We start from the raw sequence: 24,875 nt of genomic DNA, 5'->3' as shown, positions 1-24,875 counted from the left end.
TAACCTAAAGCGCGCAGCGCTTTAGGCCGTGGCGGCCGTGTTTGCCAGTGCGGCTTCGGCAGCCAGCTGCGCCCGGCGAAGGCGCCGGGCCCGTCTGCGATCGCACCACGCTTGCGTCAGGCGTTCGGTGGTCGCCTTGATCGAGGACAACAGGCCGAACAGCGTCAGCGCCGCACCGAGGAGCCACAGCGTGAGATCGAACGCGCCGCCGACGAGCAGCAGCGCGCCGCGGCCGAGCAGCTTCATGATCGCGCGAGTCTTGCCGCCCTGCGCTTCCGCCAGCCGCGCCGCGCGCGCGACGTCCTTCGGGCCCTCGGCAATCCGCAAGCTATCCATGGCGCCGCGCGTGCCGGTCTTCTCGGCGACGCGCGTGACGTCCTTGCCGAGCCGGACCAGCGCACCGGCCTTCTCGACGCGGAACGCGGCCTTGATCGCGCTCACGGTCTCACCCGGGCGGAACACCGATCCCTTGGTGACCGCGTTCTGGAGCATCGGCGTGTCGACCACTTCGCGTGCCGAGCGGCCGGCCCATGCGGCGAGACCCTCGCCGAGCCGTCCGACCTTGCGCGCATCTTTCACCAGCGACAGCCCGGCGCGCACCGGCGTCGCGCCGCCGGCCGACGCATAGGTGACGGCCGTCACCGCGAGGCCTGCAGTGGCAAGGCCGAGCACCAGGCGATCGGTGTCCTCGCCCATCGCAAGATGCTTGCCCTCGCGCACGACGTCCCTGATGTCGCCAATCACGAAAAGATCGCCGGCCACGGTCCCCGACAGGCTCGCGACATCATCGGCATTGCCGGTGACGAGCCCGGTGGCAAAGCGCTTGGCAAAATGCGAGGTGGAGGTTTCTGACTTGACGGCATCGCTGACGCGGCTCGGCAGATCGTCAGGCAGCGCGATGTTGCGGTCACGCGCGAGCGCGACAAAGCTGTCGGCGAGATCGGCATCGCCGGCGCTAAGCGCCGCCTCGATATTGTCCTGAACCAGGTGATCGTTCTTCGCGAGGGCCGCATCGAGCTTGAGCTCGGACAGCGCCGCCGGATCGTCCTGGGCGGCGAGAACAGCGCCGGCCTGCCGAGCATGCGGTGCTACCTGCGCGAGCACGAGGCTGCATGCAGCAATTCCTGCCAATGCTGAGCCGATTCGCAGCCACTTCATGCTGAAAGCCTGGACATCCAGAGGATATTTGCGCCGGACCATTTGCGTCCGATGGTACGTCTTTCGTCGCAATTGCGCGTGTCCACAGACATAGTATGCCAAAATTGCGACACAACGTCCCCGACGAAAGAAGGGCTTCTCTGAGGCGACAAGATTGTGTCGAATTTGCATGAGCAAATGAGCATGGGGCAATTGCGAACCTTTCGGTTCCGGCGGGCTAGCAATCACAAGCACCCATCAGTATGGTCCGCGGCGTCGAAATTATGCTGCGTCACTGCTGATTGTGTCTGCTGCCATTGCCACTCCAGGATGAACTACGATGTCCGACCATGTCGTCCCGCACTTCCATAACGATGCCGGTGTTCCCGTCATCGAGATCGGCTCGCAAGAGTTCATGTGCGTCGGCGCCAATCCTCCGTTCGATCATCCGCACGTGTTCCTGGACCTCGGCAACGACAACGAGATCATCTGCCCGTACTGCTCGACGCTGTACCGCTTCGCCGCCGACCTGAAGGCGGGCGAGGCTCGCCCCCCCGAATGCGTCTTGAAGGACAAGGTGGCCTGACCGTTCCCTTCGGTCAGGGGTGGCCCTCCCGCGAACGATCGTCATTGCCGGTGCCGGAATCGGAGGACTGACGGCTGCGCTTGCGCTCGCACAGCGCGGTTTCCGCATCGTCGTGCTGGAAAAGGCCGAGCGGCTCGAGGAAGTCGGCGCCGGCCTGCAGCTCTCTCCCAATGCCAGCCGCGTGCTTGTCGATCTTGGTCTCGCCGAGCGGCTGAAGCTGCGCGCCGTCGTTCCGGAAGCGGTCTCGATCATGAGCGCGCGCGCAGGCGGCGAGCTCGTGCGCATGCCGCTCGGCGAAGCGGCCTCCGCACGCGCCGGCGCCCCCTATTGGGTGGTGCATCGCGCCGATCTGCAAACCGCACTGTCAGGCGCGGTCGCCGACCATCCCGACATCGATTTGAAACTGGGCGCGACCTTCGAGGATGTCGCGCCCCACGCCAGGGGACTGACGGTCGTCCATCGCAGCGGCACGATCCGCCGCAGCGATCTCGCCAGCGCGCTGATCGGCGCCGATGGTATCTGGTCGACAGTCCGCCAGCATCTGTTCCCGGACGTGCAACCGCGCTTCTCGGGCCTGATTGCCTGGCGCGGCACGCTCGATGCCACGCAATTGCCGAAGGATCTTACGGCGCGGCGGGTGCAGCTCTGGATGGGCCCGAACGCCCATCTGGTCGCCTACCCGATCGCAGGCGGCCGGCAGCTCAATGTCGTGGCGGTGCTGCCGGGCACCTGGAACAGGCCGGGCTGGAGCACGCCAGGCGATCCCCTGGAGGTGATGGAAGCCTTCGCCGCGCCGCGCTGGCCGCCGATCGCACGGATGATGCTGGCAACCGTCGACAGCTGGCGCAAATGGGCGCTGTTCGGCGTGCCCGATGGCTGCCCGTGGAGCAAGGGCCCGGTTGCGCTGCTCGGCGATGCCGTGCACGCGATGCTGCCGTTCGCCGCGCAAGGCGCCGGCATGGCGATCGAGGATGCCGCCGTGCTGGCCCGGCATCTGAGCCTCGAGGCCGCGGAGGACACAGCCAGCATCGCGGCGGCGCTGAAGCAATATGGCCTGATGCGTCAGGTCCGTGTCAGGAAGGTGCAAGGCACGGCGCGGCAGCAGGGCCGCATCTATCATCTCGGCGGCGCGTTCGCGATCGCGCGCGATCTTGCGATCCGTGCGCTCGGGCCGGATCGCATGCTGGCACGGCAGGACTGGATCTACGGCTGGCGTCCCTGAGCATGGTGCGGAAAAGTGTGGAACGGTTGTCCCTCGCGACAAACGCGGAACGCGTTTGCGCGGAGACCATGCTCAAAATGGGAGACGCCGCAGCCCTCAGCGCTTCGGCGCCGGCTTGATGACCGGCCGTTGCGGCGTGGTGGCCGCCGGCGTCGCATCGGGCGGCGTTTCATGGCACCTGTTGCTGCGCCAGGCGTCTTCGGCCAGTTGCGCCGAGCCGCGGACCGCGACGTAATCATTGCGATAGGCGAGCTCGGACACGACCGCGCCGCCAGCTCCGGTCTCCGCCTTGTCCATCAGCTGCTGCAGTTGAGCGGTGCGGGCGGCGAGGCTCTTGCGTTCCGCCTCAAGCTGCTTGCAGTCGTACAATTCGTATTTGGCAGGATCGGCAAAGGCCGGAGCGATCGTCTCGCTCATGCCAGCACAGCCGGACAGCGCGAAGCCGGCCGTGAGCAGCGTGGCAACCGCGCACCACGGCCGCAGGGAAAGGGAAAGCGAAGCTGGCATGGGCAGAAAAATAGTCCTTCGTGAATTGAGAATGCCTAAAGCAGGGCCAGATGTCCGGATTGAGGCTTTGCCTTGTGCCGCCGGCTCGCTTAAGGAAGAACCCCCTGTCCGGCCCATGAGCGCCAATTCCAGACCGCTGGACGGGACTTAAGTGTTTGATCTCGTTGGATCAAGCGGGCATGGCGGAATTGGTAGACGCAAGGGACTTAAAATCCCTCGGTGCGCAAGCGCTGTGCCGGTTCGACCCCGGCTGCCCGCACCACTTGAGCTGACGGCACCCACCACGCCCGCAGCATGATCCAGAAGCAGGCAAGCGCGACCGCCATCTGGACGGAGCTGCCTTCGATCGACATCCCGAGATAGGAGGCCAGCGTCGGGACCGCGATGCCGACGGTCAGGACGGCTGCAAGGGCAGCGGCCGGAAGATCGACGATGAGAATGGCGCCGTAGAGCGCGAGCTCGAAGAAGGCATATTCCTTCAGGCGCGGCGAACAGAGATAGAGCCCATACATCGCCAGTACGGTGATGCGCAGGGCCTCGCGCCGATGATCGATCAGCCAGCGATCGAGCCGCGCCGGCAAAGCGCCTCCGATACGGACTTGTCCGCCGGTCATGCGCAGCACGGTGAGGGCAAACGGCGCAAGCACCAGCGCGACAGCCGCAAGCGCGTAGAGCGCGAACACGAGCACCTTGCTGCCGCCGAGCCCCGCATGGTCCAGCGCGCCCTGCGTGAGCAGCAGCAGCGACGGCGTGGTGTCCATCACATAGATCGAATGCTGGCCGGGAATTTGCCCCTTGATGGCGAGCAGCCAGCTCGAGAACAGATCGGGATAGAGCGCGATCGAGAGCAGAACCGGCAGCGCCAGACCTGCGGCGGCAGCCGCGATCAAGCCGATCTTTTGACGGCGCGGCAACGGCAGGAAATAGAGCGCGGCGAGCACCGGGCTGTAGACCAGCTTGAACGAGGCGACGAGGCCGAGCAGCGCAGCGCCGACCACGCGAAGGCCGAAGCTCCGGCCATCGTCCGCGTCAGGCGAAGGGAAACGAAGCAGCAGCGCCAGCGCAGCCGCGCTCAGCGTGCCGCTCATGATGGTAAAATTGCCCGAGGCCAGGACCCATTCGAAGCCGACGAAGGCGCCGAGCGCCCAGGACAGCCTGAGCGCAATATCGCGTCGGCCGCCGCGCCCGCGGCCGAGCCCCGGCAGCAGCAGGCCGCAGAGCATGGCGAGCGCGAAGAACACGCCGCGATAATGGCCGACGAGAAAGCCTCCCGCGCACAGCGGACGGAAGGCGTCGAGCGTCACCGGCAGATAGGGATAAGAGAGCTTCGTGTCCTTCAGATTTTTCACGAAGTAGGGATCGAGCCCACTGGCATGCGCATCCACCGCCGCGCAATTGACCCGCACGTCCCAGCCGAAGTTCACATCGAGCCTGAGGTCGCTGACGAGATTGCCGAGCACCAGCAGCACCACCAGCACGATCAGGCCGCCGAGCCAGACGTTGCGCCTGCCGGCCGCGCTGACCGGCGAGCCCGGCCATCGTGCTGTCCCGGTGATCTCAGACAAATCCAATCCCGCCTGTGGCTCGAGTTCCCCGGGCGCCTGACCGGCGTCCGGTCAGGCCACACTGGACAGGATGCGTTGCGGATTCATCTCCCCGATGGGGCGTCCCCGTCGTTATGGTGAATCTTCGGTTTCCGTCCCGAGGACAGTGAGGTTGCCGTCCCGGCTGTGGCAAGCGCTTACCGCGACGCGCGGGCGGCGAGCCAGGCATCGAGTGCCTCGCGCGTATCCTGCGTCGCCGCCATGCGCGCAAACTGTTCCCGCTCGATGGCGAGGCCCTCCGAAATCGAGACGTTGAGGCCGCGCGTTGCGGCGGTGATGACCCGGGCCACCGCCAGGCGCGAATGTCGCGCGATGCGATGGGCCAGCGCGAAGGCCGTCTCCAGAAGCTGCTCATGCGGCACGACGCGGTTGACCAATCCCATCTCGTACGCCCGCTGCGGTGAAAAGGAATCTCCCGTCAGCAGGTAGTCCAGCGCCCGCTTCCGCCCTGCGAGCCGCGGCAGGCGTTGCGTGCCGCCGAAGGTCGGCGTGATGCCGATCGCGATCTCGGGCTTTGCAAAGCTGGCCCGCTCGCTCGCCACGGCCAGATGCACCGCTTCGGTGATCTCGCAGCCGCCGCCGAAGGCGATGCCGTTGACCGCGGCAATAATGGGTTTCGGGAATGCCTCCATCCGCGCCGTCATCGCCTGCCCGCGCCGCACGAAGGCCTTCACCGCTTCATCGGGGCCGCACCTGACGCTCTCGGAGAACTCGGCGATGTCGGCGCCAGCCGAGAAGGCGCGTTCTCCCGCGCCGGTCAGGACAACGGCGCGCACGCTCGCATCGTCCTCGATGCGGTCGAGCATCGCCATCAGCTGGTCGATGAGCGCGTAGCTCAGCGCATTGAGCTTGTTCGGGCGATTGAACGTCAGCAGCGCGACGGCGCCCCGCGTTTCCGAGAGTATCAGGTCAGACAAGTGCCGGCTCCTTGCAGGTCAACAGGGGCGGAAGTCAGCCATATCGACCTTGCCGTGTATACTCACTAGGCAGTATACATTGGCTCATGTCCAGAAGTGGTGACACCACACGCGAGCAGATCGTCGTTGCGGCGACGCGCCTGTTCTATGGCGAGGGCATCCGGGCAGTCAGCATGGACGCCGTCGCCGAAAAGGCCGGGGTCACCAAGAAGACGCTCTATTATCACTTCACCAGCAAGGACGAGCTGGTCGCCGAGACCATTGCCGCCAGGGACCAGCCGACGCTGGAGCTCTACATGCGCTGGTTCGCCGAAACCGAGGGCACGGTGGCCGACAAGGTCCGTGGCCTCTTCACCAAGCTCGGACGCTCCGTGGCTACGCCGCGATGGCGCGGCTGCGGATTCCTGCGCACGATCGCCGAGCTCGCAAACACGCCGGCACATCCGGCCGTGAAGGCCGGCGCGGTTCACAAGAAACGCTTTGAAGCCTGGTTGGCGGCGGAATTGCACGGTCATGGCATTGCCGGTGCAGCGGCACTCGCGCGACAGATCATGATCCTGCTCGACGGCGCCACGACCGTGATGCTGATCCATCGCGATCTCGACTATGTCGAGACGGCGGGACGGTTGGCGCTGGATCTGGTCAAGCAGGCCCGCCACGCGAGCTGACGCCAGCGGCTGCCTGCGCGGGCTCTTCACCAATTGTTGTCCGTTCCCCGTCCCGCCTACCTCCCATCCCAAATCGTGGGTTGTGCGTCGCAGCATGGACGCTAGATATCACCTCTGAAATCAGAGGTGGCTTCTTGTCCGACGTCAATGCCGACAGTTGGGTGTCCTCGGGACACCGTCCGATGGGTTTTCCGGAATTCGTCATCGTGATCGCGTCCATCATGGCGCTGAATCCGCTCGCGATGGACATGATGCTGCCGGCGCTTCCCAATATCGGGGCGGCCTTCGACATCCCGGTCGCCAACCATCTCCAGCTCGTGCTGTCGACCTTCCTGATCGGCTTCGGCGCCGGCCAGTTCATCATGGGCCCGTTGTCCGACCGGTTCGGACGTCGGCCGGTGCTGCTCGGCGGCATGGCGGTTTATGCGGTGGCAAGCGTGCTTGCGGTCGCAGCGCCCTCGTTCGAGACGCTGCTGCTCGCCCGCGCGCTGCAAGGGCTCGGCACCTCGGCGACGCGCGTGATCGCAACCTCGATCGTGCGCGATTGTTATGCGGGCCGCCGCATGGCCAGCGTGATGTCGCTTGCGATGATGATCTTCATCGCGGTGCCCGTGATCGCGCCCTCGTTCGGACAGGCGGTGCTGCTGGTCACGCATTGGCGCGGCATCTTCGTCGTGCTGATGCTCTACGGCATCATCGCGCTGGCATGGAGCGTGTGGCGGCTTCCCGAAACACTGCCTGAGACGGAGCGCAGATCGCTCGCGCCCGCCGACGTGCTCGCGGCGTTCCGCCAGACTGTCACCAACCGCCAGACCATCGGCTATGCGACGGCCGCGGGCAGCGTCATGGGCGCGCTCTTCGCTTTCGTGTTCTCCGCGCAGCAGGTCTTCACCGGCATCTATCATCTCGGCCATTACTTCCCGCTCGCCTTTGCCGCGATTGCGGCCGGCACCGCCGTTGCAGGGTTTCTCAATTCCAGGCTGGTCGGGCGGCTCGGCATGCGCGTGATCTCGCACGGCGCGCTCTCGCTCTATGCCGCGGTGGCGGGCGTGATGCTTCTGACAGAGATCCTCGGCGTGCTGCCGCTGTCCTTGTTCATGCTGCTGTCCGCGCTGATGATGTTCTCGTTCGGCATGATGGTCGCCAATTTCACCGCGCTCGCGATGGAGCCGCAGGGCCACATCGCCGGCACCGCCTCCTCGCTCTACGGCTCGATCACGACACTGATCGGCATCGTGGTCGGCACTGCGATCGGCCAGAGTTTCGACGGCACGCTGCTGCCGTTCTCGGTCGGTTTCTTCCTGTCGACGCTTGCGGCGCTTGCAATCGTGCTGGTGGTGGAGAAAGGACGGCTGTTCAAACCGCATCATCGTCCGATCGTCTGAGGAACTTCAAAGGCCCCGCGATGTTGTCCTGCAGCAATTCGAGAGGTCTTGATGGAACCACAGCAGCGCGACGAAGCTCACGAGCAGGACGGTCAGCCAACTGAAAGGTCGACGTCGTCAGCCGAGCATGCCGACTTCAATCCGCCCTTTGCGCGTGATGGGCTCGAGCAGGTTCGCGACAGTCATTGCTGAAATGCGCGCCCTACTGCGGGCTGCGCTTGCTCGCACTGAAATCGTCCGCCGCGCTTTCGGGTGACGTGCCACCATTTGCGCGCGGCGGTACCATCAACACGACGACGTTCCGTGTGAGGCCTTGCCGGCCCCACAGCGATGCCTGCACGGTGAATTCCCGCCTGACATAATTGCCGGCCCTTGAGGACACGAATTCCATCCAGCGGCCGCAAGAGTCTTGCCCATCGAAACAGAGCGCGGCCCAGCCGCGATCGAGCGTCGTCCTGCGCGGCAGTCCCCAATTGTATTGGTGCTCGAATGGCCGCGCATAATCCGGATGATCCGGGCTGTAGAAGGCGGTGGCGAATGCGAGTGAATCATCGCCACTGACGGCACCGAGCGGCTCGCCGGTCAATTCACGCCACTGCCGGGTGAGCTCGCCTGCGGCCTGCACGTAGAAATTCCGTCCCTCTTCATAGCCGTGGCTATTGCGATAGACCGCGTGGATCGGGGCGACGATCAGAACGGCGACAAGCGCAACCCCGGCAACGACGACCGCGGCATTGACGGTGTAGAAGCGTTCGATCGAATAGCTGGTGCCACAGACGACCAGCACGACGAACAGGAACAAGCCCTGCAAGGCCCATAGCGATGGCAAGTCCGTGCCCATCGCGAGCGAGGTCAGCACCGGCAGTGCAATCGTGCCGATGGCCACATAGAAGAGAAGCCGAAGGCCCAGGCTCATCGCGACAAAGTCGGCGGGAAACTGCTTGAGGCGCCGGCCTGCAATGAGCACCCAGATCAGGGCAGCGACGCTGATGGCCGCCACCAGTCCCAGCAGAAAATTCTTCACCTCGCCGAGCGAGCTGAAAGTATTGCCGTTGGCATGGGCCAGCGCATAGGTGAAGGTCGACGCGCCCGTGGTCGCGAGCCAGCTCATGTGCGGCGACAGCACCGCGAGCCCTGTCACGACCGAGATCCACGGCGAAGCCGAGGTGAAATAGGCGCGCCGTGCCGGATGCGCCAGCGCCGCAAAGGCGAAGCTCGCGACCAGGAAGACCGAGTAATATTTTCCGACCATGGCAAGCGCCGTGGTGCATCCGACCGCAATCGCCCAAAGGACGGACCGGGTCTCGAACGCGCGCAGAAAACACCATGTGGCGAGCGGCCAGGTCGCGAGCAGCACCGAGTTGGCGTTGAAGCGCTGGGCGTGAAACTGATAGGCCGGCGTCAGCATCAGGAGCAGCAGCACCAGGACGCGCTTGTGCCCGGTCACGAACTGCCGCGTCACTAGGTCGACGAAGAACAGCGCAAGCCCCGCGTTCACCATCGCCATCGCTTGCAGTGACCAGTCGTTGAGCGGAAAGACGGAGGTCCAGCTGGCGGCGATCCACCCCATCAGCGGCGGATGCTTGTGATAGCCCCACGCGAAATTCCGCCCCAGCGTCCAGGCCTCGAGCGTGTCTGGGTGCAGGCCGCCGCCGGCATAGGCGATGACGAGATAGAGCGTCCAGACCGCAACGAAGCACGCAATGAGAAGCGGAACGGCCCAGCCCGCCTCGACGCCGTCGAGCCAGCGCAGCAACGGCCGCCGCCAGCGCGAAGGCGTGCGATCCGACCGTTCGGCCATCGCCTGGAATGCAAAATCGATCGGCACAAGATTCAAATCGAACAGAGAAAAGTAATGCCGGAAGGCAAACCATCTATTCCAGATCGGAAACAAATAGCAACAATTGGAAACTGGAAGAGTTAAAAGCCGCCCCCGCTCAGCGAAAGGCGATCGCATAGGAGCCTTTTGAGCGACCTGCGCGCACGCCTCGTCCTTCGAGACGACCGCTCCGCGGTCTCCTCAGGATGAGGCTAAGCAGCAACGGCCAACACACACTCAGCCCTCATCCTGACGGCCCTCCAGAGGCGGGTGTCTCGAAGGATGCGCAAGGAAACGGGTCTCAAAAGCGATGGCTTTGGCTCTCGCCGAAGGAAGAACGGCGAAAGACAACGACGCCGCTGATGACAGCGGCGCCGCGTGGCGAAGAGGCAGGATACGCCCTGCCCGAGCTCGGCCGTCTTACTCCGACTTGTCGATGTTCCAGAAGATCGGCGTCGCCGGGCCGTCGAGCACGCCGGAGAGCGACTTCCGCCACGCGCTCGGCGCCAGGTACTGGCCAAGCGGGATGTAGATCACCTGGTCATAGGCTTCCTTCTGGATCTCGGTCGCGATCTTCTTTTGGTCGTCGAGCGAAGCGGCGCGGACGAATTGGTCCTTGAGCTGCTCGATCTTGAGATCTTCCGCCCAGCCGAACCAGCCGCCCTTCTTGCCCTGGCCGCCGATCGAGAGATTGGTGATCGGGTTGGACACGTCGGCGCTGACCCAGTTGGTGAAGAACATATTCCAGCCGCCCTCCTTCGGAGGCTTCTGGCTGGCTCTGCGGCTTACCACCGTCTGCCAGTCGGTCGCTTGCGCATCGACCTTGAAGCCGGCTTCGCGGAGCAGCTGCACCGCGACCGTCGGCTGTGCCTTCAGCGTCACGACATCGCCGGGCACCATGACGACGACGGGCGTGCCGTCATAGCCGGCCTCGGCGAGCAGCTTCTTGGCTTCCGCCATGCCGTTGCCCTTGACCAGCGATTCGGAGCCGACGTCGGTCGCAAACGGCGTGTCGCAGATGAAGAAGGCGCCGCAGATCTTGTAGTATTTGGGATTGCCGACGAGCGCGTCGAGCACGTCCTTCTGGTTCATCGCCAGAAGCGCGGCGCGGCGGATCTTCGGATTGTCGAAGGGCGGATAGAGGAAGTTCATGCGCCCGACGGTCTGATAGCCGAACTTGTTCAGCGTCTCGACTTTGATATCTGAATTGCTCTCGAGCATCGGCAGGATGTCCCACGGCGGAACTTCCATGAAGTCGATGTCGCCCGATTGCAGCGCATTCACCGCAGTCTGCGCGTCCGGCATGGTGATCCATTCGACGCGATCGACCTTCACCACCTTGCCGCCGGCCGTCCAGCTCGGCGGCTCCTTGCGCGGCACGTAGTCGGGATTCTTCTCGTAGACCGCCTTCACGCCGGGCTGGAATTCGCCCTGCACGAACTTGAACGGGCCGGAGCCGATCTGCTCGGGAATCTGCTTGTCCGGCGGCGTCTCGGCCAGGCGCTTCGGCATCATGAAGGCCACGCGCGAGGACGGCTTGCCGATCGACTCGAGAACGAGACCGTAAGGCTCCTTCAGCTTCAGCGTGATGGTCTTGGCGTCGGTCGCCTCGATGCTGGCGGTGAAATCCATCAGCTTCTGGCCCATGCCGTCGACCGCGGCCCAGCGCTTCAGCGAGGCGACGCAATCTTCCGCCGTCACCGGCGCGCCGTCATGCCACTTCAGGCCGTCGCGCAGCGTGAAGGTGTAGGTGAGCTTGTCGTCGGAGATCTTCCAGTCCGCCATCTGCGGCTGGATCTTGAAGTTCGCATCCGTCGCGATCAGCGTGTCGTAGACCATGTAGCCGTGGTCGCGCGCGATGTAGGCGGTGGTGAAGATCGGATCGATGATGCGCAGATCCGAATGCATCACCGCAGTGATGGTCTTGCCGGCCGCAAATACGGGCGAGGCCATCGCCGTGGCAAGCGCGACGACCGACAGCGCGAGTGTGGAGGCGAACGCGCGACGCCCCCGGCGCATCAAGCTCAACATAGAAAGTTTCTCCTGACGTGAAACTGTTCAAAGGCGGATTATTGATTGAGCACCTGGTTCGTTCCTTAGGCGAACTAACCTCATGCAATGCCTTTATCTTTCGAGACTTGCAGACAGTCTTGAGCGCGTCAATCCGGTTTCCGTGCAGCCATGGCATCGCATGCACGGGCTCTACAAAGTTCGGTTTGGCTCTACAACTCTCTCCGCTCGTCCTGCCGATGCTGATGCAATGCGCATTCCATCTTTCGAAGCCTGAGAGACATTGAGATGAATCCAGCCAATCTTCCCTTCGATTCCGAGGCCATGCTCGCGGGCCTGCGCACCTGGGTGGAATGCGAAAGCCCGACCTGGGACGCGGGCGCCGTTAACCGGATGCTCGATATTGCAGCGCGGGATATGGCGATCATGGGTGCAACCATCGAACGCATCGCCGGCCGTCAGGGCTTTGGCGGCGTCATGCGCGCGCGGTTTCCCCATCCCAGGCAAGGCGAGCCGGGCATCCTGATCGCCGGGCACATGGATACTGTCCATCCGGTCGGCACCATCGAGACGCTGAAATGGCGCCGCGAGGGCAACAGATGCTACGGCCCCGGCATCTTCGACATGAAGGGCGGCAACTACCTCTCGCTGGAAGCGATCCGGCAGCTTGCGCGCGCCTCTTTCACCACGCCCCTGCCGATCACCGTCCTGTTCACGCCGGACGAGGAAGTCGGCACGCCCTCGACGCGCGACATCATCGAGGCGGAGGCCGCGCGCAACAAATATGTGCTGGTGCCCGAGCCCGGCCGCGCCGACAACGGTGTCACCACCGGACGTTACGCCATCGCGCGATTCAATCTGGAAGCGACGGGACGGCCGAGCCATGCCGGCGCGACATTATCGGCCGGACGTTCCGCCATCCGCGAGATGGCGCGGCAGATCCTTGCGATCGACGCGATGACGACGGAGGATTGCACCTTCTCGGTCGGAATCGTGCATGGCGGCCAATGGGTGAATTGCGTTGCAACCACCGCCACCGGCGAAGCGCTCTCCATGGCCAAGCGCCAGGCCGACCTCGACCGCGGCGTCGAGCGGATGCTGGCGCTGTCGGGCACCAGCAACGACGTGACCTTCAAGGTCACGCGCGGGGTGACACGGCCAGTGTGGGAACCGGATGCCGGCACCATGGCGCTCTATGACAAGGCACGCGGCATCGCCAAAGCGCTCGGCGCGGAATTACCGCATGCCAGCTCCGGCGGCGGCTCCGACGGCAACTTCACCGGCGCCATGGGCATTCCGACTCTCGACGGCCTGGGCGTGCGCGGCGCCAATGCCCACACGTTGGAAGAGCATATCGAGGTCGAAAGCCTGGTCGAACGTGGCCGCCTGATGGCGGGACTGCTGGCGACGCTGGAGTGATCGCACTGCGATCACCGCCGTCATGGCCGGGCTCGACCCGGCCATCCACGCCTTTGCGCCCGAACGCGAAGAAAGACGTGGATGCCCGGGCCTTCGCCGCGCCGAAGCGGCTTCGGCCGCGCAGGCGGGTCAAGCCCGGGCATGACGACCGGGTGGATGGCACGGGAATTGCTGAAATGTTAGGCTGATGGCAGAACAGGCCATGACCGCTGCCGCTGATTTGACTCTCATCTGACGGATCCAACTTGCTCGGATATCTCCTTCGCCGAATTTTCGCTGCCGTACCCGTGATGGGCGTCGTCGCGCTTTTCGTGTTCCTGCTGCTGCGGCTGACGCCGGGCGACCCTGCGGCGATCCTCGCCGGCGACAACGCCACGCCGGAACGACTGGAGCGCATCCGCACCTCGCTCGGCCTCAACGAGCCCTTGATCGTGCAGTTCATCACCTGGGTGAATAAGCTGCTGCACGGCGATCTCGGAACCTCCCTGATTTCCAACCTGCCCGTCATCAAGATGATCGGCCAGCGCGTCGAGCCGTCGATTTCGATCGCGCTGTCGACCATCATCCTCGCCGTCATCGTCGCCGTCCCCCTCGGCGTGATCGCAGCGTGGAAGCACGGCACCTGGATCGACCGCTTCGTGATGGGGCTGTCGGTGCTCGGCTTCTCGGTGCCGGTGTTCGTGGTCGGCTATGTGCTGATCGAGGTGTTTGCGATCGACCTGCGCTGGGTACCGGTGCAGGGCTTCAAGAGCATCTCGGCCGGCTTCGGGCCGTTCTTCGAGCGCATCATCCTGCCGACCTGCGCGCTCTCCTTCATCTACATCGCGCTGATCGCACGCATGACGCGCGCGGCGATGCTCGACGTGCTCGGCGAAGACTATGTGCGAACGGCGCGCGCCAAAGGCATCACCGAGGTCGCCGTGATGATGCGGCACGCGCTGCGCAATGCCGCGGTGCCCGTGATCACCGTGATCGGAACCGGCTTTGCGCTTCTGATCTCCGGCGTCGTCGTCACCGAGAGCGTGTTCAACATCCCCGGCATCGGCCGCCTCACCGTGGACGCGGTGCTGGCGCGCGACTATCCGGTGATCCAGGCCATGATCCTGCTGACCTCGCTGATCTACGTCGTGGTCAATCTCCTGATCGATGTCGCCTACACGCTGCTCGATCCCCGGATCCGGTACTAGGGCGAAGGACAACAACAATGACGGTCGATAGCCTTCCCCAGTCTTCCATTCCGATCACGTCGCCGCTGCGGCCGCGCCTCGGATTCCTCACCTCGACGCCGATCATCGCGGCGGCCACGATCCTGCTCGCCTTGATCGTGGTGATCTCGATTTTCGCGCCGCTGATCGCGCCGCATGATCCGATCCAGCTTGCGCCCTCGCAGCGGCTCAAGCCCGCATCAGCGCAATTCCTGCTTGGCACCGACGCCTATGGTCGCGACCTGTTGTCGCGCGTCATCTATGGCGGCCGCATCTCGCTGCTGATCGGCATCGGCTCGGCGATCTTCTCGATCGCCATCGGGCTTGTGATCGGCCTCGTCTCCGGCTTCTTCAAGCTGGTCGATTCCGTGATGATGCGCGTCATGGACGGCCTGATGGCGATGCCGAGCATCCTGCTCGCGATCGCCGTGGTCTCGCTGTCGGGTGCCAGCATCTGGACCGTGCTGATCGCGATCACCATTCCTGAAGTCCCGCGCGTCGCGCGCCTGGTGCGCTCGGTGGTGCTGTCCGCGCGTGAAGAACCCTATGTGGAAGCCGCGATCTCGGTCGGCTCGTCCTTGCCGAAAATCATGTGGCGGCACCTGATGCCGAACACGATCGCACCGCTGATCGTCCAGGGCACCTATGTCTGCGCCTCCGCCATCCTCACCGAGGCGATCCTCTCCTTCCTCGGCGCCGGCATCTCGCCGGAGACGCCGACCTGGGGCAACATCATGGCCGAAGGCCGCCAGTATTTTCAGCTCAAGCCGACGCTGATCTTCTGGCCGGGCCTGTTGCTCTCGATCGCCATCCTCAGCATCAACCTGATCGGCGACGCCGCCCGCGACGCACTCGATCCCCGCATGAAGCAGCGGGAGGGGAAGTGATGGCTGATCGCGTGATGACCAAAGACATCGCCCTCGACATCAACAACCTCGTCGTGTCCGTCGGCAGGAAGCCCGGCGGCCACAAGATCATCGACGGCATCTCGATCCAGGTGCGCGAAGGCGAGACGCTGTGCCTCGTCGGCGAAAGCGGCTCGGGCAAGTCGGTAACCTCGCTGACCACGATGGGCCTCTTGCCGAAGGGCACGCTGGTTCCATCAGGCGGCAGCGTCAAGCTCGTCGGCGAGGAGATCCTCACCGCGACCGACCGCCGCCTGCGCCAGCTGCGCGCCACCAAGATGGCGATGATCTTTCAGGAGCCGATGACCGCCCTCAATCCGGTGGTTCCGGTCGGCCGCCAGATCGACGAGGTCCTGCGCGCCCACACCAGGCTCGACGCGAAGGCACGCAAGAAGCGCATCCTCGACATGATGGAGCAGGTCCACCTGCCCCAGGTCGAGCGCATCTTCGCCTCCTACCCGCACCGCCTCTCCGGCGGTCAGCGCCAGCGCATCATGATCGCGATGGCACTGGTGCTGGAGCCGAAGCTCTTGATCGCGGATGAGCCCACCACCGCGCTCGACGTCACCACGCAGAAGCAGATCCTGTCGCTGATCCGCGAGCTCCAGCGCGATCACGGCACCGCGGTGCTGTTCATCACCCACGACATGGGCGTGGTCGCGGAGATCGCCGACCGCGTCGCGGTGATGCGGCAGGGCCGCCTGGTCGAGACCGGCGCGCTCGAGACCGTGCTGCGCAACCCGACCATGGAATACACCCGCAATTTGCTCGCGTCCGTGCCGAGCCTGGTGCCGCGGCCGCCGCGCGAGGAGAGCCGCGAGCCCGTCGTGCTCGAGGCCAACGACCTCAGCAAGGTCTACAAGGAGCGCGCCTTCTTCGGCAAAGGCCGCGAGGTCGTCGCCGCCGACAAGGTGACGCTGACGCTACGCAAGGGCCGCACGCTCGGCATCGTCGGCGAAAGCGGCTCCGGCAAATCGACCGTGGCGCGCTGCATCGTCCGCCTGATCGATCCGACCTCGGGCGGCGTGCGCCTCTCCGGCCGCGAGATCTCGGACATCTCGCGCCGCCTGCTGCAGCCGCACCGGCAGAAGATCCAGATCGTATTCCAGGATCCCTACCGCTCGCTCAACCCGCGCATCACGGTCGGCGAGAGCATCGCGGAAGGCCCGATCAACTACGGCATCTCGCACGGCAACGCGATGAAGCGGGCGCGCGAGCTGCTCGAGCTCGTCGGCCTGCCGGCCGACGCCGTGTCGCGCTATCCGCACCAGTTCTCCGGCGGCCAGCGCCAGCGCATCGCCATTGCGCGCGCGCTTGCGCTCGATCCGGACGTGCTGGTCGCGGACGAAGCGGTTTCCGCGCTCGACGTCTCGGTGCAGGCGCAGGTGCTGGAACTGCTCGACGAGATCCAGCGGCGGCTCGGCATCGCCATCCTGTTCATCACCCATGATCTGCGCGTTGCCGCGCAAATCTGCGACGAGGTCGTGGTGATGCAGCACGGCCGCGTCGTCGAACAGGGCCCGGCCGGCGAAGTGCTGACGCACCCGAAGGAGGCCTACACCAGGGCGCTGCTCGACGCCGCACCGGGGCGCAACTGGGATTTTGCGAACTTCCGGCCGGTGTCGGAGGGCGTGGGGGCGAGCGCGTAACCTCTCCGTTCGTCATTGCGAGCGCAGCGAAGCAATCCAGCATCCCTCCGCGGAAAGACTCTGGATTGCTTCGCTACGCTCGCAATGACGGTGTGCGCAGCACACATTCCCAAAACAGCTTGACCCCATGCACGGCGCGATTGCTTCTCGCCTTGCTCTCCTCGCAAGGCCAAGGCTAACGTCGCGCACTTTCAATCGGCTGGACCTGAATTGATGACACGCATCGCCATCGGCGGCTTCCTGCACGAGACCAACACCTTCGCCCCTACGAAGGCGACGTTCGCGGACTTCCAGCATGGCGGCGGCTGGCCCGCGATGACTGTCGGACCCGACGTGCTGAAGGTGATGCGGCGCATCAATGTTGGGCTCGCCGGCTTCGTCGACAGCGCTGAAGCCAATGGCTGGGAACTGGTTCCGACCATCGCCTGCGGCGCGAGCCCATCAGCGCATGTCACCGAGGATGCGTTCGAACGCATCGTGAAGGTGATGGTGGACGGCATCAAAGCCGCCGGCCCGATCGACGCGGTCTATCTCGATCTGCACGGCGCCATGGTGACCGAGCATCTCGACGACGGCGAAGGGGAGATCCTGGCGCGCGTGCGCCGCGTCATCGGCAACGATGTTCCGCTGGTCGCAAGCCTCGACCTGCACGCCAACGTCACCCCTGAGATGATGGACCATGCGGACGCGCTGATCGCCTACCGCACCTATCCCCACGTCGACATGGCCGAGACCGGCCGCGCCGCGGCAAAGCACCTCGCGCTGCTGCTGAAGACGAAACAGCGCTTCGCAAAGTCGTTCCGGCAACTGCCGTTCCTGATCGCGATCAGCTGGCAATGCACCAACGACTTTCCGACCAAAGGCATCTACGACAAGCTCGCCGCGCTGGAGAGCGATGCGGTTCCGACGCTGTCCTTTGCGCCCGGTTTCCCCGCCGCCGATTTCCGCGATTGCGGGCCGAGCGTGTTCGCCTATGGCAAGACCCAAGCCGATGCTGATCGTGCTGCTGATGCAATTGTAAAACTGATCGAAAGCCACGAGGACGATTTCGACGGCAAGATCTGGTCACCCGACGACGGCGTGCGCCACGCCATGGAGCTTGCGAAGACCGCCAGCAAGCCGATCATCATCGCCGACACCCAGGACAATCCCGGCGCCGGCGGCGATTCCGATACGACAGGCATGCTGCGCGCGCTGGTCCGCAACAGGGCGAGCGCCGCAACCGGCGTGATCTACGATCCTGAATCGGCCAAGGCCGCGCATGCAGCCGGCGTCGGCGCCACCGTGACGCTCTCGCTCGGCGGCAAATCAGGGATCGCCGGCGACGAACCCTATACCGAGTCCTTCGTCGTCGAAAAACTCTCCGACGGCCGCTTCATCGCGCCCGGCCCCTATTTTGGCGGCCGCGAGATGGAGATGGGTCTGTCCGCAGCCTTGCGTATCGGCGACGTCCGCGTCGTCGTGTCTTCGCACAAGGCGCAGCTCGCCGACCAGGCGATGTATCGCTATGTCGGGATCGAGCCGACCAGGGAGAAAATCCTGGTCAACAAGAGCTCGGTACACTTCCGTGCCGATTTCGAGCCGATCGCCGAAAAGCTGATGATCTGCGCCGCCCCCGGCGCGATGCCGGCCGACACCGCCTCGCTGCCCTGGACGCGGCTGCGTCCGGGCATCCGCATCAAGCCGAACGGCCCCGTTTTCACGCCCCCTTCACGCTAACCGGACAGGACACATGCCCACCATCGACCGCATCGACGGCTACGCCGACGAACTCACCGCCATCCGCCGCGACCTCCACGCCCATCCCGAGATCGGCTTCGAGGAAGTGCGCACGTCAGGCATCGTCGCCGACAAGCTGACGAGCTGGGGCATCGAGGTGCATCGCGGCCTCGGCGGCACCGGCGTGATCGGAATCATCAAGGGCAAGGGCTCGGGCAGCAAGCGCATTGGCCTCCGCGCCGACATGGACGCGCTGCCGATGGAAGAGAACACCAATCTGAAATGGAGCTCGAAGATTCCAGGCCGCTTCCACGGCTGCGGCCATGACGGCCACACCACCATGCTGCTCGGCACCGCGCGCTATTTGGCCGAGACCCGGAATTTCGACGGTACCGTGCACCTGATCTTCCAGCCGGCCGAGGAAGGCCTTGGCGGCGCCCGCGCCATGATCAAGGACGGGTTGTTCGAGAAGTTTCCCTGCGACGAGCTTTATGGCCTGCACAACGCGCCTGATCTGAACCACGGCGAGATCGCGATCCTGCCCGGCCCGGCCATGGCCGCTGCCGACTTCTTCGACCTTCGCATCACTGGCTATGGCGCGCATGGTGCGATGCCCGAGCGCTCCAAGGACGCGGTCGTGATCGCGACCACGCTGGCACAGGCGATCCAGACCGTCGTCAGCCGCAACGTCGAGCCGCTGCAGGCTGCCGTGGTGTCGATCACCCAGATCCATGCGGGCTCCGCCTACAACGTCATTCCCGGCGATGCGCATCTTTGCGGCACCATCCGGACCTTCTCGAAGGAAGTCCGCACCCTGGTCGGCGAACGCATCCGCACCATCTGCGCCGGCATCGCCAGCGCCTATCAATGCGAGATCGACGTCGACATCCGCGACACCTTCAACGTGCTGATCAACCAGGTCGAGCAGTCCAAGGTGGTCGAGGAGGTCGCGCGCACCGTCGTCGACCCCGCCAAGGTGATCACCCGCACCCAGCCGAAGATGGGTAGCGAGGATTTCGCCGACATGCTGGAGACCATTCCGGGCGCTTATTTCTGGGTCGGCCATGACGGCTCGGTGCCGGTGCACAATCCCGGCTTCGTGCTCGACGACAAGATCCTGCCGATCGGTGCCAGCATGTTCGCCCGCATCATCGAAACGCGCATGCCGGTGGGCTAGCAATGCAGAAGAAGAGCGTCGAAGAGGCGGTCACCTCGTTGCACGATCTCTCCGCGGTCGATCTGATCGCGGGCTATCGCGCCAAGCAGTTCTCGCCCAGCGAGGTGCTTGAGGATCTGCTCACGCATGTCGCTGCGTGGGAGCCGCATCTGAAGGCGCTCTATGCGTTCGATCCTGATGGCGCGCGCGAGGCCGCAAAGGCCTCGACCGCGCGCTGGACCGGCGGTGAGCCTTGCGGCCCGCTCGATGGCGTGCCTGTGACCATCAAGGACAATATCGCGACCAGGGGCGTGCCGGTGCCGCTCGGGGCCGCCAGCGTCAAGCTGGTACCCGCCGAGAAGGACGCCCCGCCCGCCGCGCGGCTGCGTGAGGCGGGCGCGATCATCTTCGCCAAGACCACCATGCCCGATTACGGCATGCTGTCTTCGGGGCTCTCTTCATTCCATGCGCTCGCGCGCAATCCCTGGGACCTCTCCAAGAACCCCGGCGGCTCCAGCGCGGGCGCGGGCGCCGCGGCAGCAGCCGGCTATGGTCCCTTGCATCTCGGCACCGACATCGGCGGCTCGGTGCGCCTGCCCGCAGGCTGGTGTGGCCTCGTCGGGCTAAAGCCGAGCTTCGGCCGTGTGCCGATCGATCCCGCCTATGTCGGCCGCGTCGCCGGCCCGATGACCCGCACCGTCGATGATTGCGCGCTGATGATGAGCGTGATCGCCAAGCCCGACCGGCGCGACGGCATGAGCCTGCCGGCGGAGCCGCTGAACTGGAAGGGCTTGGAGAAGTCTCCGCGCAAGTTGCGGATTGGCCTGATGCTGGATGCCGGCGTCGGCCTGCCGGCGGAACGAGCCGTCCGCGACGTCGCGGTGAAGGCTGCAAAGGCATTCGAATCCGCGGGCAGTGTCGTCACCGAAGTCGATGGCATCCTCACCCGCGAGATGCTCGATGGTCTCGACAATTTCTGGCGTGCGCGGATGTGGGACGATCTGTCGAAGCTGACACCGGCCGAACAGGCAAAGGTGCTGCCCTACATCTTCAAGTGGGGCGCGTCCGGCGCGAAGCTCTCTGGCGTCGACGTGATCCGGGGCTTCAACCAGACCATGGCGATCCGCGCGGCGGCCTCAAAGCTGTTCTGCGAGCTCGACTATGTGATCTCGCCGACGGCACCGAACGTGAACTATGAGGCGGAATGGGCTTCGCCCACCAACGATCCGATGCGACCGTTCGAGCACATCTGCTATACCGTACCGTGGAATATGTCGGAGAATCCCGCCGTCTCCATCAATGGCGGTTTCGATATCCAGGGTTTTCCCATCGGCGTGCAGATCGTCGGCCGTCGCTTCGACGACATCGGCGTGCTCGGCCTCGCCAAGGCGTTTGAAGGCCTGCGCGGAGCGCAGAAGCCCTGGCCCAAGCCGCCGGCGAAGTAGATGCCCAGTCCGCGCAAGACGGACAGCGGCGAGCGTGCGTCTCGTCTCATCGAGACCGCATTCAAGACAAGGAAGGAAACCCCGCCATGGCGTATGAGACGATCAAATACGAGGTCGCCGAGCAGATCCTCACCATTGCGCTGAACCGGCCCGACAAGCTCAACGCCTTCAACGCGCAGATGCAAGCCGAGCTGATCGACGCGTTCGACGCCGCCGACAAGGACGACAATGTCCGCGCCATCATCGTGACAGGCGCCGGCCGCGGCTTTTGCGCGGGCGCGGATCTGTCCTCGGGCGCCAACACCTTCGATCGCGACGCGCGGCGCGGGCCGGTGAAGCGCTTTGCCGACGGCAAGGTCGATTACAGCGACCCTCAGGTGCGCGACGGCGGCGGCCAGGTCACCTTGCGCATCTTCAAATGCCTGAAGCCTGTGATCGCCGCGGTGAATGGTCCCGCGGTCGGCATCGGGGTCACCATGCAGCTCGCGATGGACATCCGCATTGCGTCGGAGGCCGCACGGTTCGGCTTCGTGTTCTCCCAGCGCGGCATCGTGCCGGAGGCGGCCTCGAGCTGGTTCCTGCCCCGCATCGTCGGAATCTCGCAAGCGCTGGAATGGTGCTATTCGGGTCGCGTCTTCCCGGCGCAGGAAGCCCTCGCCGGCCGTCTCGTCAGCAAGGTCGTGCCGCCGGATGATCTGCTTCCGACCGCCCGCGCGCTCGCCAAGGAATTTGCCGCCAAGACAGCGCCGGTGTCGGTCGCGCTGATCCGCCAGATGATGTGGCGCATGATGGGCGCGGACGATCCCATGGAAGCGCACAAGGTCGACAGCCGTGGCATCTACGCCCGCGGCCGCTCGGACGACGTCAAGGAAGGCGTGGTGTCGTTCCTGGAGAAGCGGCCGGCGCAGTTCAAGAACAAGGTGTCGAACGATATGCCGGATTATTTTCCGTGGTGGACGGAGCGGGAGTATAAATAGAGTGGGCAAAGGCGCTCTTGCACCGTGCCCACCATCTCTTGGCAATCGCGACAGGTGGTGGGCACGCTTCGCTTTGCCCACCCTACAGCACCGTCGTTACGGCACCGTCACTCCATCACCAGCGCCACACGCCCGATCGCCTTGCGATCAAGCAACAGCCGCATCGCCTTCGCAAAATCCTCGAGCGGCAGGCGATGTGAGATGTTCGGGCGCAGCTTGCCCCCCTCCGCCCATTGCAGCAGCGCCTTCAGGCGCATTTCCCCCAGAGCCGGATTTTTCCGCACTGCTTCGCCCGCACGCACGCCGAGCACGCTGGCGCCCTTGATCAACAACAAATTGGTCTTCGCCGAGCCGATGCCGCCGGTGAAGCCAATGACCAGTAGCCGCGCGCCCCAGGCGATGCAGCGCATCGAGTCCTCAAAGACCTGGCCGCCGACAGGATCGAACACGACATCGGCGCCGCGGCCATCGGTGATACGCTTGACGGCATCGCGAAACGGCTCGCGGTCGTAACGCACGAGATGATCGGCGCCGCGCGATTTCGCGACCGCGAGCTTTTCGTCGCTGGACGCGGTCGCGATCACGGTTGCGCCCAGCATCTTGCCGATCTCGACGGCCGCAAGGCCGACACCACCGCCGGCGCCGTGCACCAGCAGCACTTCACCCGGTTCGACCCGGCCGCGATCGATCAACGCATGATAGGCGGTGCCGTGGCCGGCGAGATAGGTTGCGGCCTCCGCATAGTCGAAGGTCGACGGCATCGGCGTGAGTTGCGACGGCATCACCACCGCTTCATCCGTGAACGCGCCGTGACGCATCTTGACGATGACCTTGTCACCGACCGAAACGCCCCTCGCCTCCGCGCTAATCTCGGTGATGTCGCCGGCGGCTTCCATGCCGGGCGTGAACGGCAGCTCGGGCTTGAGCTGATACTCACCCGCAGCCATCAGCACGTCAGGGAAATTCAGCCCGGCGGCGCGGATCGCGACGCGGACTTCACCCGGCTTCAGCGGGCGCGACGGAAACTCTTCCAGTCGCAACGTTTCGGGCGCGCCGAGCGCGCGGCAGACGACAGCCCGTACCATCAGGCCGCGCTTGCCTTGCTGCGCAACAGCGCCTCGCGGATCAACGGCAGGCGGTCGTTGCCAAAATACATGTCGGTCTTGTTCACGAAAATGGTCGGCGAGCCGAAGCCGCCGCGGGCGACGACCTCTTCAGTATTGGCCTTGAGCTGATCCTTGATGCCCTGCTCGGAAATGCCGGCGAGAAACTTCTGCTCGTCGATGCCGCTCTTCTTGCAGAGCTCCGCCAGCACCGCGTCCTGCGAGATGTCCTTGTCCTCGCCCCAATAGGCCTCGAACACTGCAGTCGCGAACGGCACCATGTCCTTGCCGAGCCAGATGCAGCCGCGCATCGCCTTGACGCTGTTCACCGGGAAGACTGTGGGCGGCATCTTGATCGACAGACCCGCCGAGCGCGCCCAGTCGGCAAGGTCTTTCTTCATGTAGCGCGCCTTCAGCGGCACCGGCTTCTCGCGCTGCGCGTAGACGCTCGGATTGACCGTGTTGAAGATGCCGCCGACCAAGATCGGCCGCCAGATGATCTCGGCGCCGAGTTCTTTGGCCAGAGGCTGGATGTTGTGGAAGGCGAGATAGGTCCAGGGGCTGGAGCAGTCGAAGAAGAATTCGATCATGGGATTTCCTTGTGTTTCGCGTCATTCCGGGGCGCGCCTTCTTGGGCGCGAGCCCGGAATCCATTTCACCTAATTTATTGCGGCCCGATGGATTCCGGGTTCGCGCTACGCGCGCCCCGGAATGACGGCGTAGCCGTCACTTCCTTCCCAACACTTCCTTAGCGCGCTGGCCGAACATGATCTTGCGTGATTCCTCATCGAACGGCTCTTTGACAAACTTTCCGATCGCGAGCCCCGCCTGCACCTGCGGCCGGGCCCGGACCTCGGCGTACCAGCGCTTCACGTTTGGATAGTCGTCGAGGGTAAAACCCTGCGCCTTGTGCGTCATGGTCCAGGGGAAGCAGGCGATGTCGGCGATGGAATAGTCGCCGGCGACATAGGCGCCGGTTTTGGCAAGCTGCCGGTCGAGCACGCCGTAGAGCCGCGTTGCCTCGTCGCGGTAGCGCTCGATCGCATAAGGGATTTTCTCGGCCGCATAGAGCGCGAAATGGCCGTGCTGGCCGAGCATCGGCCCCAGCCCTGCCATCTGCCACATCACCCATTGGATGGTGGTGGAACGGCCGCGCAAGTCCGTGGGCAGGAAGCGGCCGGTCTTCTCCGCCAGATAAATCAGGATCGCGCCGGTCTCGAACACCGAGAACGGCGCGCCGCCATCGGCGGGTTCGTGGTCGACGATCGCGGGAATGCGGTTGTTGGGCGAGATCGCCAGGAATTCAGGGTTGAACTGCTCGCCGGCGCGGATGTTGACGGGCTTCACTCGATAGGGAAGCCCGAGCTCCTCCAGCATGATCGAGATTTTCCAGCCGTTCGGCGTCGGCGCGTAATGGAGGTCGATCATGACCCGTCCTCTGG

General features: G+C 64.8%; 21 protein-coding genes and 1 tRNA gene. 14 read left to right on the top strand and 8 right to left on the bottom strand.

The window, feature by feature from the left end; genetic code table 11:
- Nucleotides 1-21 precede the first annotated feature (21 nt).
- Complete coding sequence (locus XH89_RS13445; RefSeq protein WP_194467510.1) at nt 22-1,158, bottom strand: hypothetical protein; 1,137 nt, start codon at nt 1,156-1,158, stop codon at nt 22-24.
- 319 nt (nt 1,159-1,477) lie between these two features.
- On the opposite strand from XH89_RS13445, the gene XH89_RS13440 reads away from it, so the two are divergent.
- Nucleotides 1,478-1,723 (top strand): zinc-finger domain-containing protein, encoded by a 246-nt coding sequence (locus XH89_RS13440; RefSeq protein ID WP_007602543.1) that lies wholly within the window; start codon nt 1,478-1,480, stop codon nt 1,721-1,723.
- Between the two features lie 19 nt (nt 1,724-1,742).
- Nucleotides 1,743-2,945 carry an FAD-dependent monooxygenase gene (locus tag XH89_RS13435; RefSeq protein ID WP_194467509.1) on the top strand — a complete coding sequence of 401 codons (1,203 nt, stop codon included), beginning with the start codon at nt 1,743-1,745 and terminating at the stop codon, nt 2,943-2,945.
- A gap of 96 nt (nt 2,946-3,041) precedes the next feature.
- Here XH89_RS13435 and XH89_RS13430 read toward each other — a convergent pair whose 3' ends face one another.
- The gene (locus XH89_RS13430; protein WP_194467508.1) at nt 3,042-3,452 is read right to left on the bottom strand and encodes a twin-arginine translocation pathway signal; all 411 of its coding nucleotides are present in this window, start codon (nt 3,450-3,452) and stop codon (nt 3,042-3,044) included.
- Between the two features lie 173 nt (nt 3,453-3,625).
- On the opposite strand from XH89_RS13430, the gene XH89_RS13425 reads away from it, so the two are divergent.
- Together XH89_RS13425 and XH89_RS13420 are read left to right on the top strand one after the other, a co-directional pair.
- Nucleotides 3,626-3,714: transfer RNA gene (locus tag XH89_RS13425), tRNA-Leu, on the top strand.
- 283 nt (nt 3,715-3,997) lie between these two features.
- On the top strand, nt 3,998-5,137 hold the full coding sequence (locus XH89_RS13420) for a hypothetical protein (protein ID WP_194467507.1): 1,140 nt from the start codon (nt 3,998-4,000) through the stop codon (nt 5,135-5,137).
- A gap of 56 nt (nt 5,138-5,193) precedes the next feature.
- Here XH89_RS13420 and XH89_RS13415 read toward each other — a convergent pair whose 3' ends face one another.
- On the bottom strand, nt 5,194-5,973 hold the full coding sequence (locus XH89_RS13415) for a crotonase/enoyl-CoA hydratase family protein (protein ID WP_194467506.1): 780 nt from the start codon (nt 5,971-5,973) through the stop codon (nt 5,194-5,196).
- An 86-nt stretch (nt 5,974-6,059) separates the two neighbouring features.
- On the opposite strand from XH89_RS13415, the gene XH89_RS13410 reads away from it, so the two are divergent.
- Together XH89_RS13410 and XH89_RS13405 are read left to right on the top strand one after the other, a co-directional pair.
- Nucleotides 6,060-6,641, top strand: coding sequence for a TetR/AcrR family transcriptional regulator (locus XH89_RS13410; protein WP_194467505.1), 582 nt, complete (start codon nt 6,060-6,062; stop codon nt 6,639-6,641).
- Between the two features lie 134 nt (nt 6,642-6,775).
- Complete coding sequence (locus XH89_RS13405; RefSeq protein WP_194467504.1) at nt 6,776-8,026, top strand: multidrug effflux MFS transporter; 1,251 nt, start codon at nt 6,776-6,778, stop codon at nt 8,024-8,026.
- A gap of 202 nt (nt 8,027-8,228) precedes the next feature.
- On the opposite strand, the gene XH89_RS13400 is transcribed toward XH89_RS13405, so the two are convergent.
- Nucleotides 8,229-9,827, bottom strand: a complete 1,599-nt coding sequence (locus tag XH89_RS13400; RefSeq protein WP_194468470.1) for a glycosyltransferase family 39 protein — start codon at nt 9,825-9,827, stop codon at nt 8,229-8,231.
- A gap of 438 nt (nt 9,828-10,265) precedes the next feature.
- Nucleotides 10,266-11,876, bottom strand: a complete 1,611-nt coding sequence (locus XH89_RS13395; RefSeq protein WP_194467503.1) for an ABC transporter substrate-binding protein — start codon at nt 11,874-11,876, stop codon at nt 10,266-10,268.
- A 267-nt stretch (nt 11,877-12,143) separates the two neighbouring features.
- Here XH89_RS13395 and XH89_RS13390 point away from each other — a divergent pair, with 267 nt between their 5' ends.
- From XH89_RS13390 to XH89_RS13355, 8 genes are all read left to right on the top strand, one after another.
- A complete protein-coding gene (locus XH89_RS13390) occupies nt 12,144-13,274 on the top strand; it encodes a M20/M25/M40 family metallo-hydrolase (RefSeq protein WP_194467502.1) in 1,131 nt (376 codons plus the stop codon).
- A 245-nt stretch (nt 13,275-13,519) separates the two neighbouring features.
- Nucleotides 13,520-14,461 carry an ABC transporter permease gene (locus tag XH89_RS13385; protein ID WP_194467501.1) on the top strand — a complete coding sequence of 314 codons (942 nt, stop codon included), beginning with the start codon at nt 13,520-13,522 and terminating at the stop codon, nt 14,459-14,461.
- Between the two features lie 17 nt (nt 14,462-14,478).
- Nucleotides 14,479-15,366: an ABC transporter permease gene (locus XH89_RS13380; protein WP_194467500.1), complete on the top strand. Its 888-nt coding sequence runs from the start codon at nt 14,479-14,481 to the stop codon at nt 15,364-15,366.
- On the top strand, nt 15,366-17,033 hold the full coding sequence (locus XH89_RS13375) for an ABC transporter ATP-binding protein (RefSeq protein ID WP_371825212.1): 1,668 nt from the start codon (nt 15,366-15,368) through the stop codon (nt 17,031-17,033). Before XH89_RS13380 ends, XH89_RS13375 begins: the two co-directional genes overlap by 1 nt.
- A gap of 213 nt (nt 17,034-17,246) precedes the next feature.
- Nucleotides 17,247-18,752, top strand: coding sequence for a M81 family metallopeptidase (locus XH89_RS13370; RefSeq protein ID WP_194467499.1), 1,506 nt, complete (start codon nt 17,247-17,249; stop codon nt 18,750-18,752).
- A gap of 13 nt (nt 18,753-18,765) precedes the next feature.
- The gene (locus XH89_RS13365) at nt 18,766-19,929 is read left to right on the top strand and encodes a M20 aminoacylase family protein (RefSeq protein WP_194467498.1); all 1,164 of its coding nucleotides are present in this window, start codon (nt 18,766-18,768) and stop codon (nt 19,927-19,929) included.
- 2 nt (nt 19,930-19,931) lie between these two features.
- On the top strand, nt 19,932-21,353 hold the full coding sequence (locus tag XH89_RS13360) for an amidase (RefSeq protein ID WP_194467497.1): 1,422 nt from the start codon (nt 19,932-19,934) through the stop codon (nt 21,351-21,353).
- A gap of 86 nt (nt 21,354-21,439) precedes the next feature.
- Nucleotides 21,440-22,330 (top strand): crotonase/enoyl-CoA hydratase family protein, encoded by an 891-nt coding sequence (locus XH89_RS13355; protein WP_194467496.1) that lies wholly within the window; start codon nt 21,440-21,442, stop codon nt 22,328-22,330.
- 107 nt (nt 22,331-22,437) lie between these two features.
- Here the strand turns inward: XH89_RS13355 and XH89_RS13350 are convergent, their stop codons facing one another.
- The 3 genes from XH89_RS13350 to XH89_RS13340 form a co-directional block, all read right to left on the bottom strand.
- The gene (locus XH89_RS13350; protein WP_194467495.1) at nt 22,438-23,415 is read right to left on the bottom strand and encodes an NADPH:quinone oxidoreductase family protein; all 978 of its coding nucleotides are present in this window, start codon (nt 23,413-23,415) and stop codon (nt 22,438-22,440) included.
- Nucleotides 23,415-24,023 carry a 2-hydroxychromene-2-carboxylate isomerase gene (locus tag XH89_RS13345; RefSeq protein ID WP_194467494.1) on the bottom strand — a complete coding sequence of 203 codons (609 nt, stop codon included), beginning with the start codon at nt 24,021-24,023 and terminating at the stop codon, nt 23,415-23,417. Before XH89_RS13345 ends, XH89_RS13350 begins: the two co-directional genes overlap by 1 nt.
- Before the next feature lie 136 nt (nt 24,024-24,159).
- Nucleotides 24,160-24,861 (bottom strand): glutathione S-transferase N-terminal domain-containing protein, encoded by a 702-nt coding sequence (locus XH89_RS13340; RefSeq protein WP_194467493.1) that lies wholly within the window; start codon nt 24,859-24,861, stop codon nt 24,160-24,162.
- Between the last annotated feature and the right edge of the window lie 14 nt (nt 24,862-24,875).

It is taken from the genome of Bradyrhizobium sp. CCBAU 53340 (assembly GCF_015291645.1).
Classification (GTDB): domain Bacteria; phylum Pseudomonadota; class Alphaproteobacteria; order Rhizobiales; family Xanthobacteraceae; genus Bradyrhizobium.
Note: the sequence above shows the minus strand (reverse complement) of the source record. Positions and strands in the feature narration are given on the sequence as shown.

Bases quoted from the DNA above. Each gene is read 5' to 3' on its own strand.
- XH89_RS13400 (WP_194468470.1), bottom strand. From the start codon at position 9,827: ATGGCCGAACGGTCGGATCGCACGCCTTCGCGCTGGCGGCGGCCGTTG.
- XH89_RS13355 (WP_194467496.1), top strand. From the start codon at position 21,440: ATGGCGTATGAGACGATCAAATACGAGGTCGCCGAGCAGATCCTCACC.
- XH89_RS13445 (WP_194467510.1), bottom strand. From the start codon at position 1,158: ATGAAGTGGCTGCGAATCGGCTCAGCATTGGCAGGAATTGCTGCATGC.
- XH89_RS13350 (WP_194467495.1), bottom strand. From the start codon at position 23,415: ATGGTACGGGCTGTCGTCTGCCGCGCGCTCGGCGCGCCCGAAACGTTG.
- XH89_RS13395 (WP_194467503.1), bottom strand. From the start codon at position 11,876: ATGTTGAGCTTGATGCGCCGGGGGCGTCGCGCGTTCGCCTCCACACTC.
- XH89_RS13390 (WP_194467502.1), top strand. From the start codon at position 12,144: ATGAATCCAGCCAATCTTCCCTTCGATTCCGAGGCCATGCTCGCGGGC.
- XH89_RS13380 (WP_194467500.1), top strand. From the start codon at position 14,479: ATGACGGTCGATAGCCTTCCCCAGTCTTCCATTCCGATCACGTCGCCG.
- XH89_RS13410 (WP_194467505.1), top strand. From the start codon at position 6,060: ATGTCCAGAAGTGGTGACACCACACGCGAGCAGATCGTCGTTGCGGCG.
- XH89_RS13440 (WP_007602543.1), top strand. From the start codon at position 1,478: ATGTCCGACCATGTCGTCCCGCACTTCCATAACGATGCCGGTGTTCCC.
- XH89_RS13340 (WP_194467493.1), bottom strand. From the start codon at position 24,861: ATGATCGACCTCCATTACGCGCCGACGCCGAACGGCTGGAAAATCTCG.
- XH89_RS13370 (WP_194467499.1), top strand. From the start codon at position 17,247: ATGACACGCATCGCCATCGGCGGCTTCCTGCACGAGACCAACACCTTC.
- XH89_RS13345 (WP_194467494.1), bottom strand. From the start codon at position 24,023: ATGATCGAATTCTTCTTCGACTGCTCCAGCCCCTGGACCTATCTCGCC.
- XH89_RS13420 (WP_194467507.1), top strand. From the start codon at position 3,998: ATGATCGATCAGCCAGCGATCGAGCCGCGCCGGCAAAGCGCCTCCGAT.
- XH89_RS13360 (WP_194467497.1), top strand. From the start codon at position 19,932: ATGCAGAAGAAGAGCGTCGAAGAGGCGGTCACCTCGTTGCACGATCTC.
- XH89_RS13430 (WP_194467508.1), bottom strand. From the start codon at position 3,452: ATGCCAGCTTCGCTTTCCCTTTCCCTGCGGCCGTGGTGCGCGGTTGCC.
- XH89_RS13375 (WP_371825212.1), top strand. From the start codon at position 15,366: ATGGCTGATCGCGTGATGACCAAAGACATCGCCCTCGACATCAACAAC.
- XH89_RS13365 (WP_194467498.1), top strand. From the start codon at position 18,766: ATGCCCACCATCGACCGCATCGACGGCTACGCCGACGAACTCACCGCC.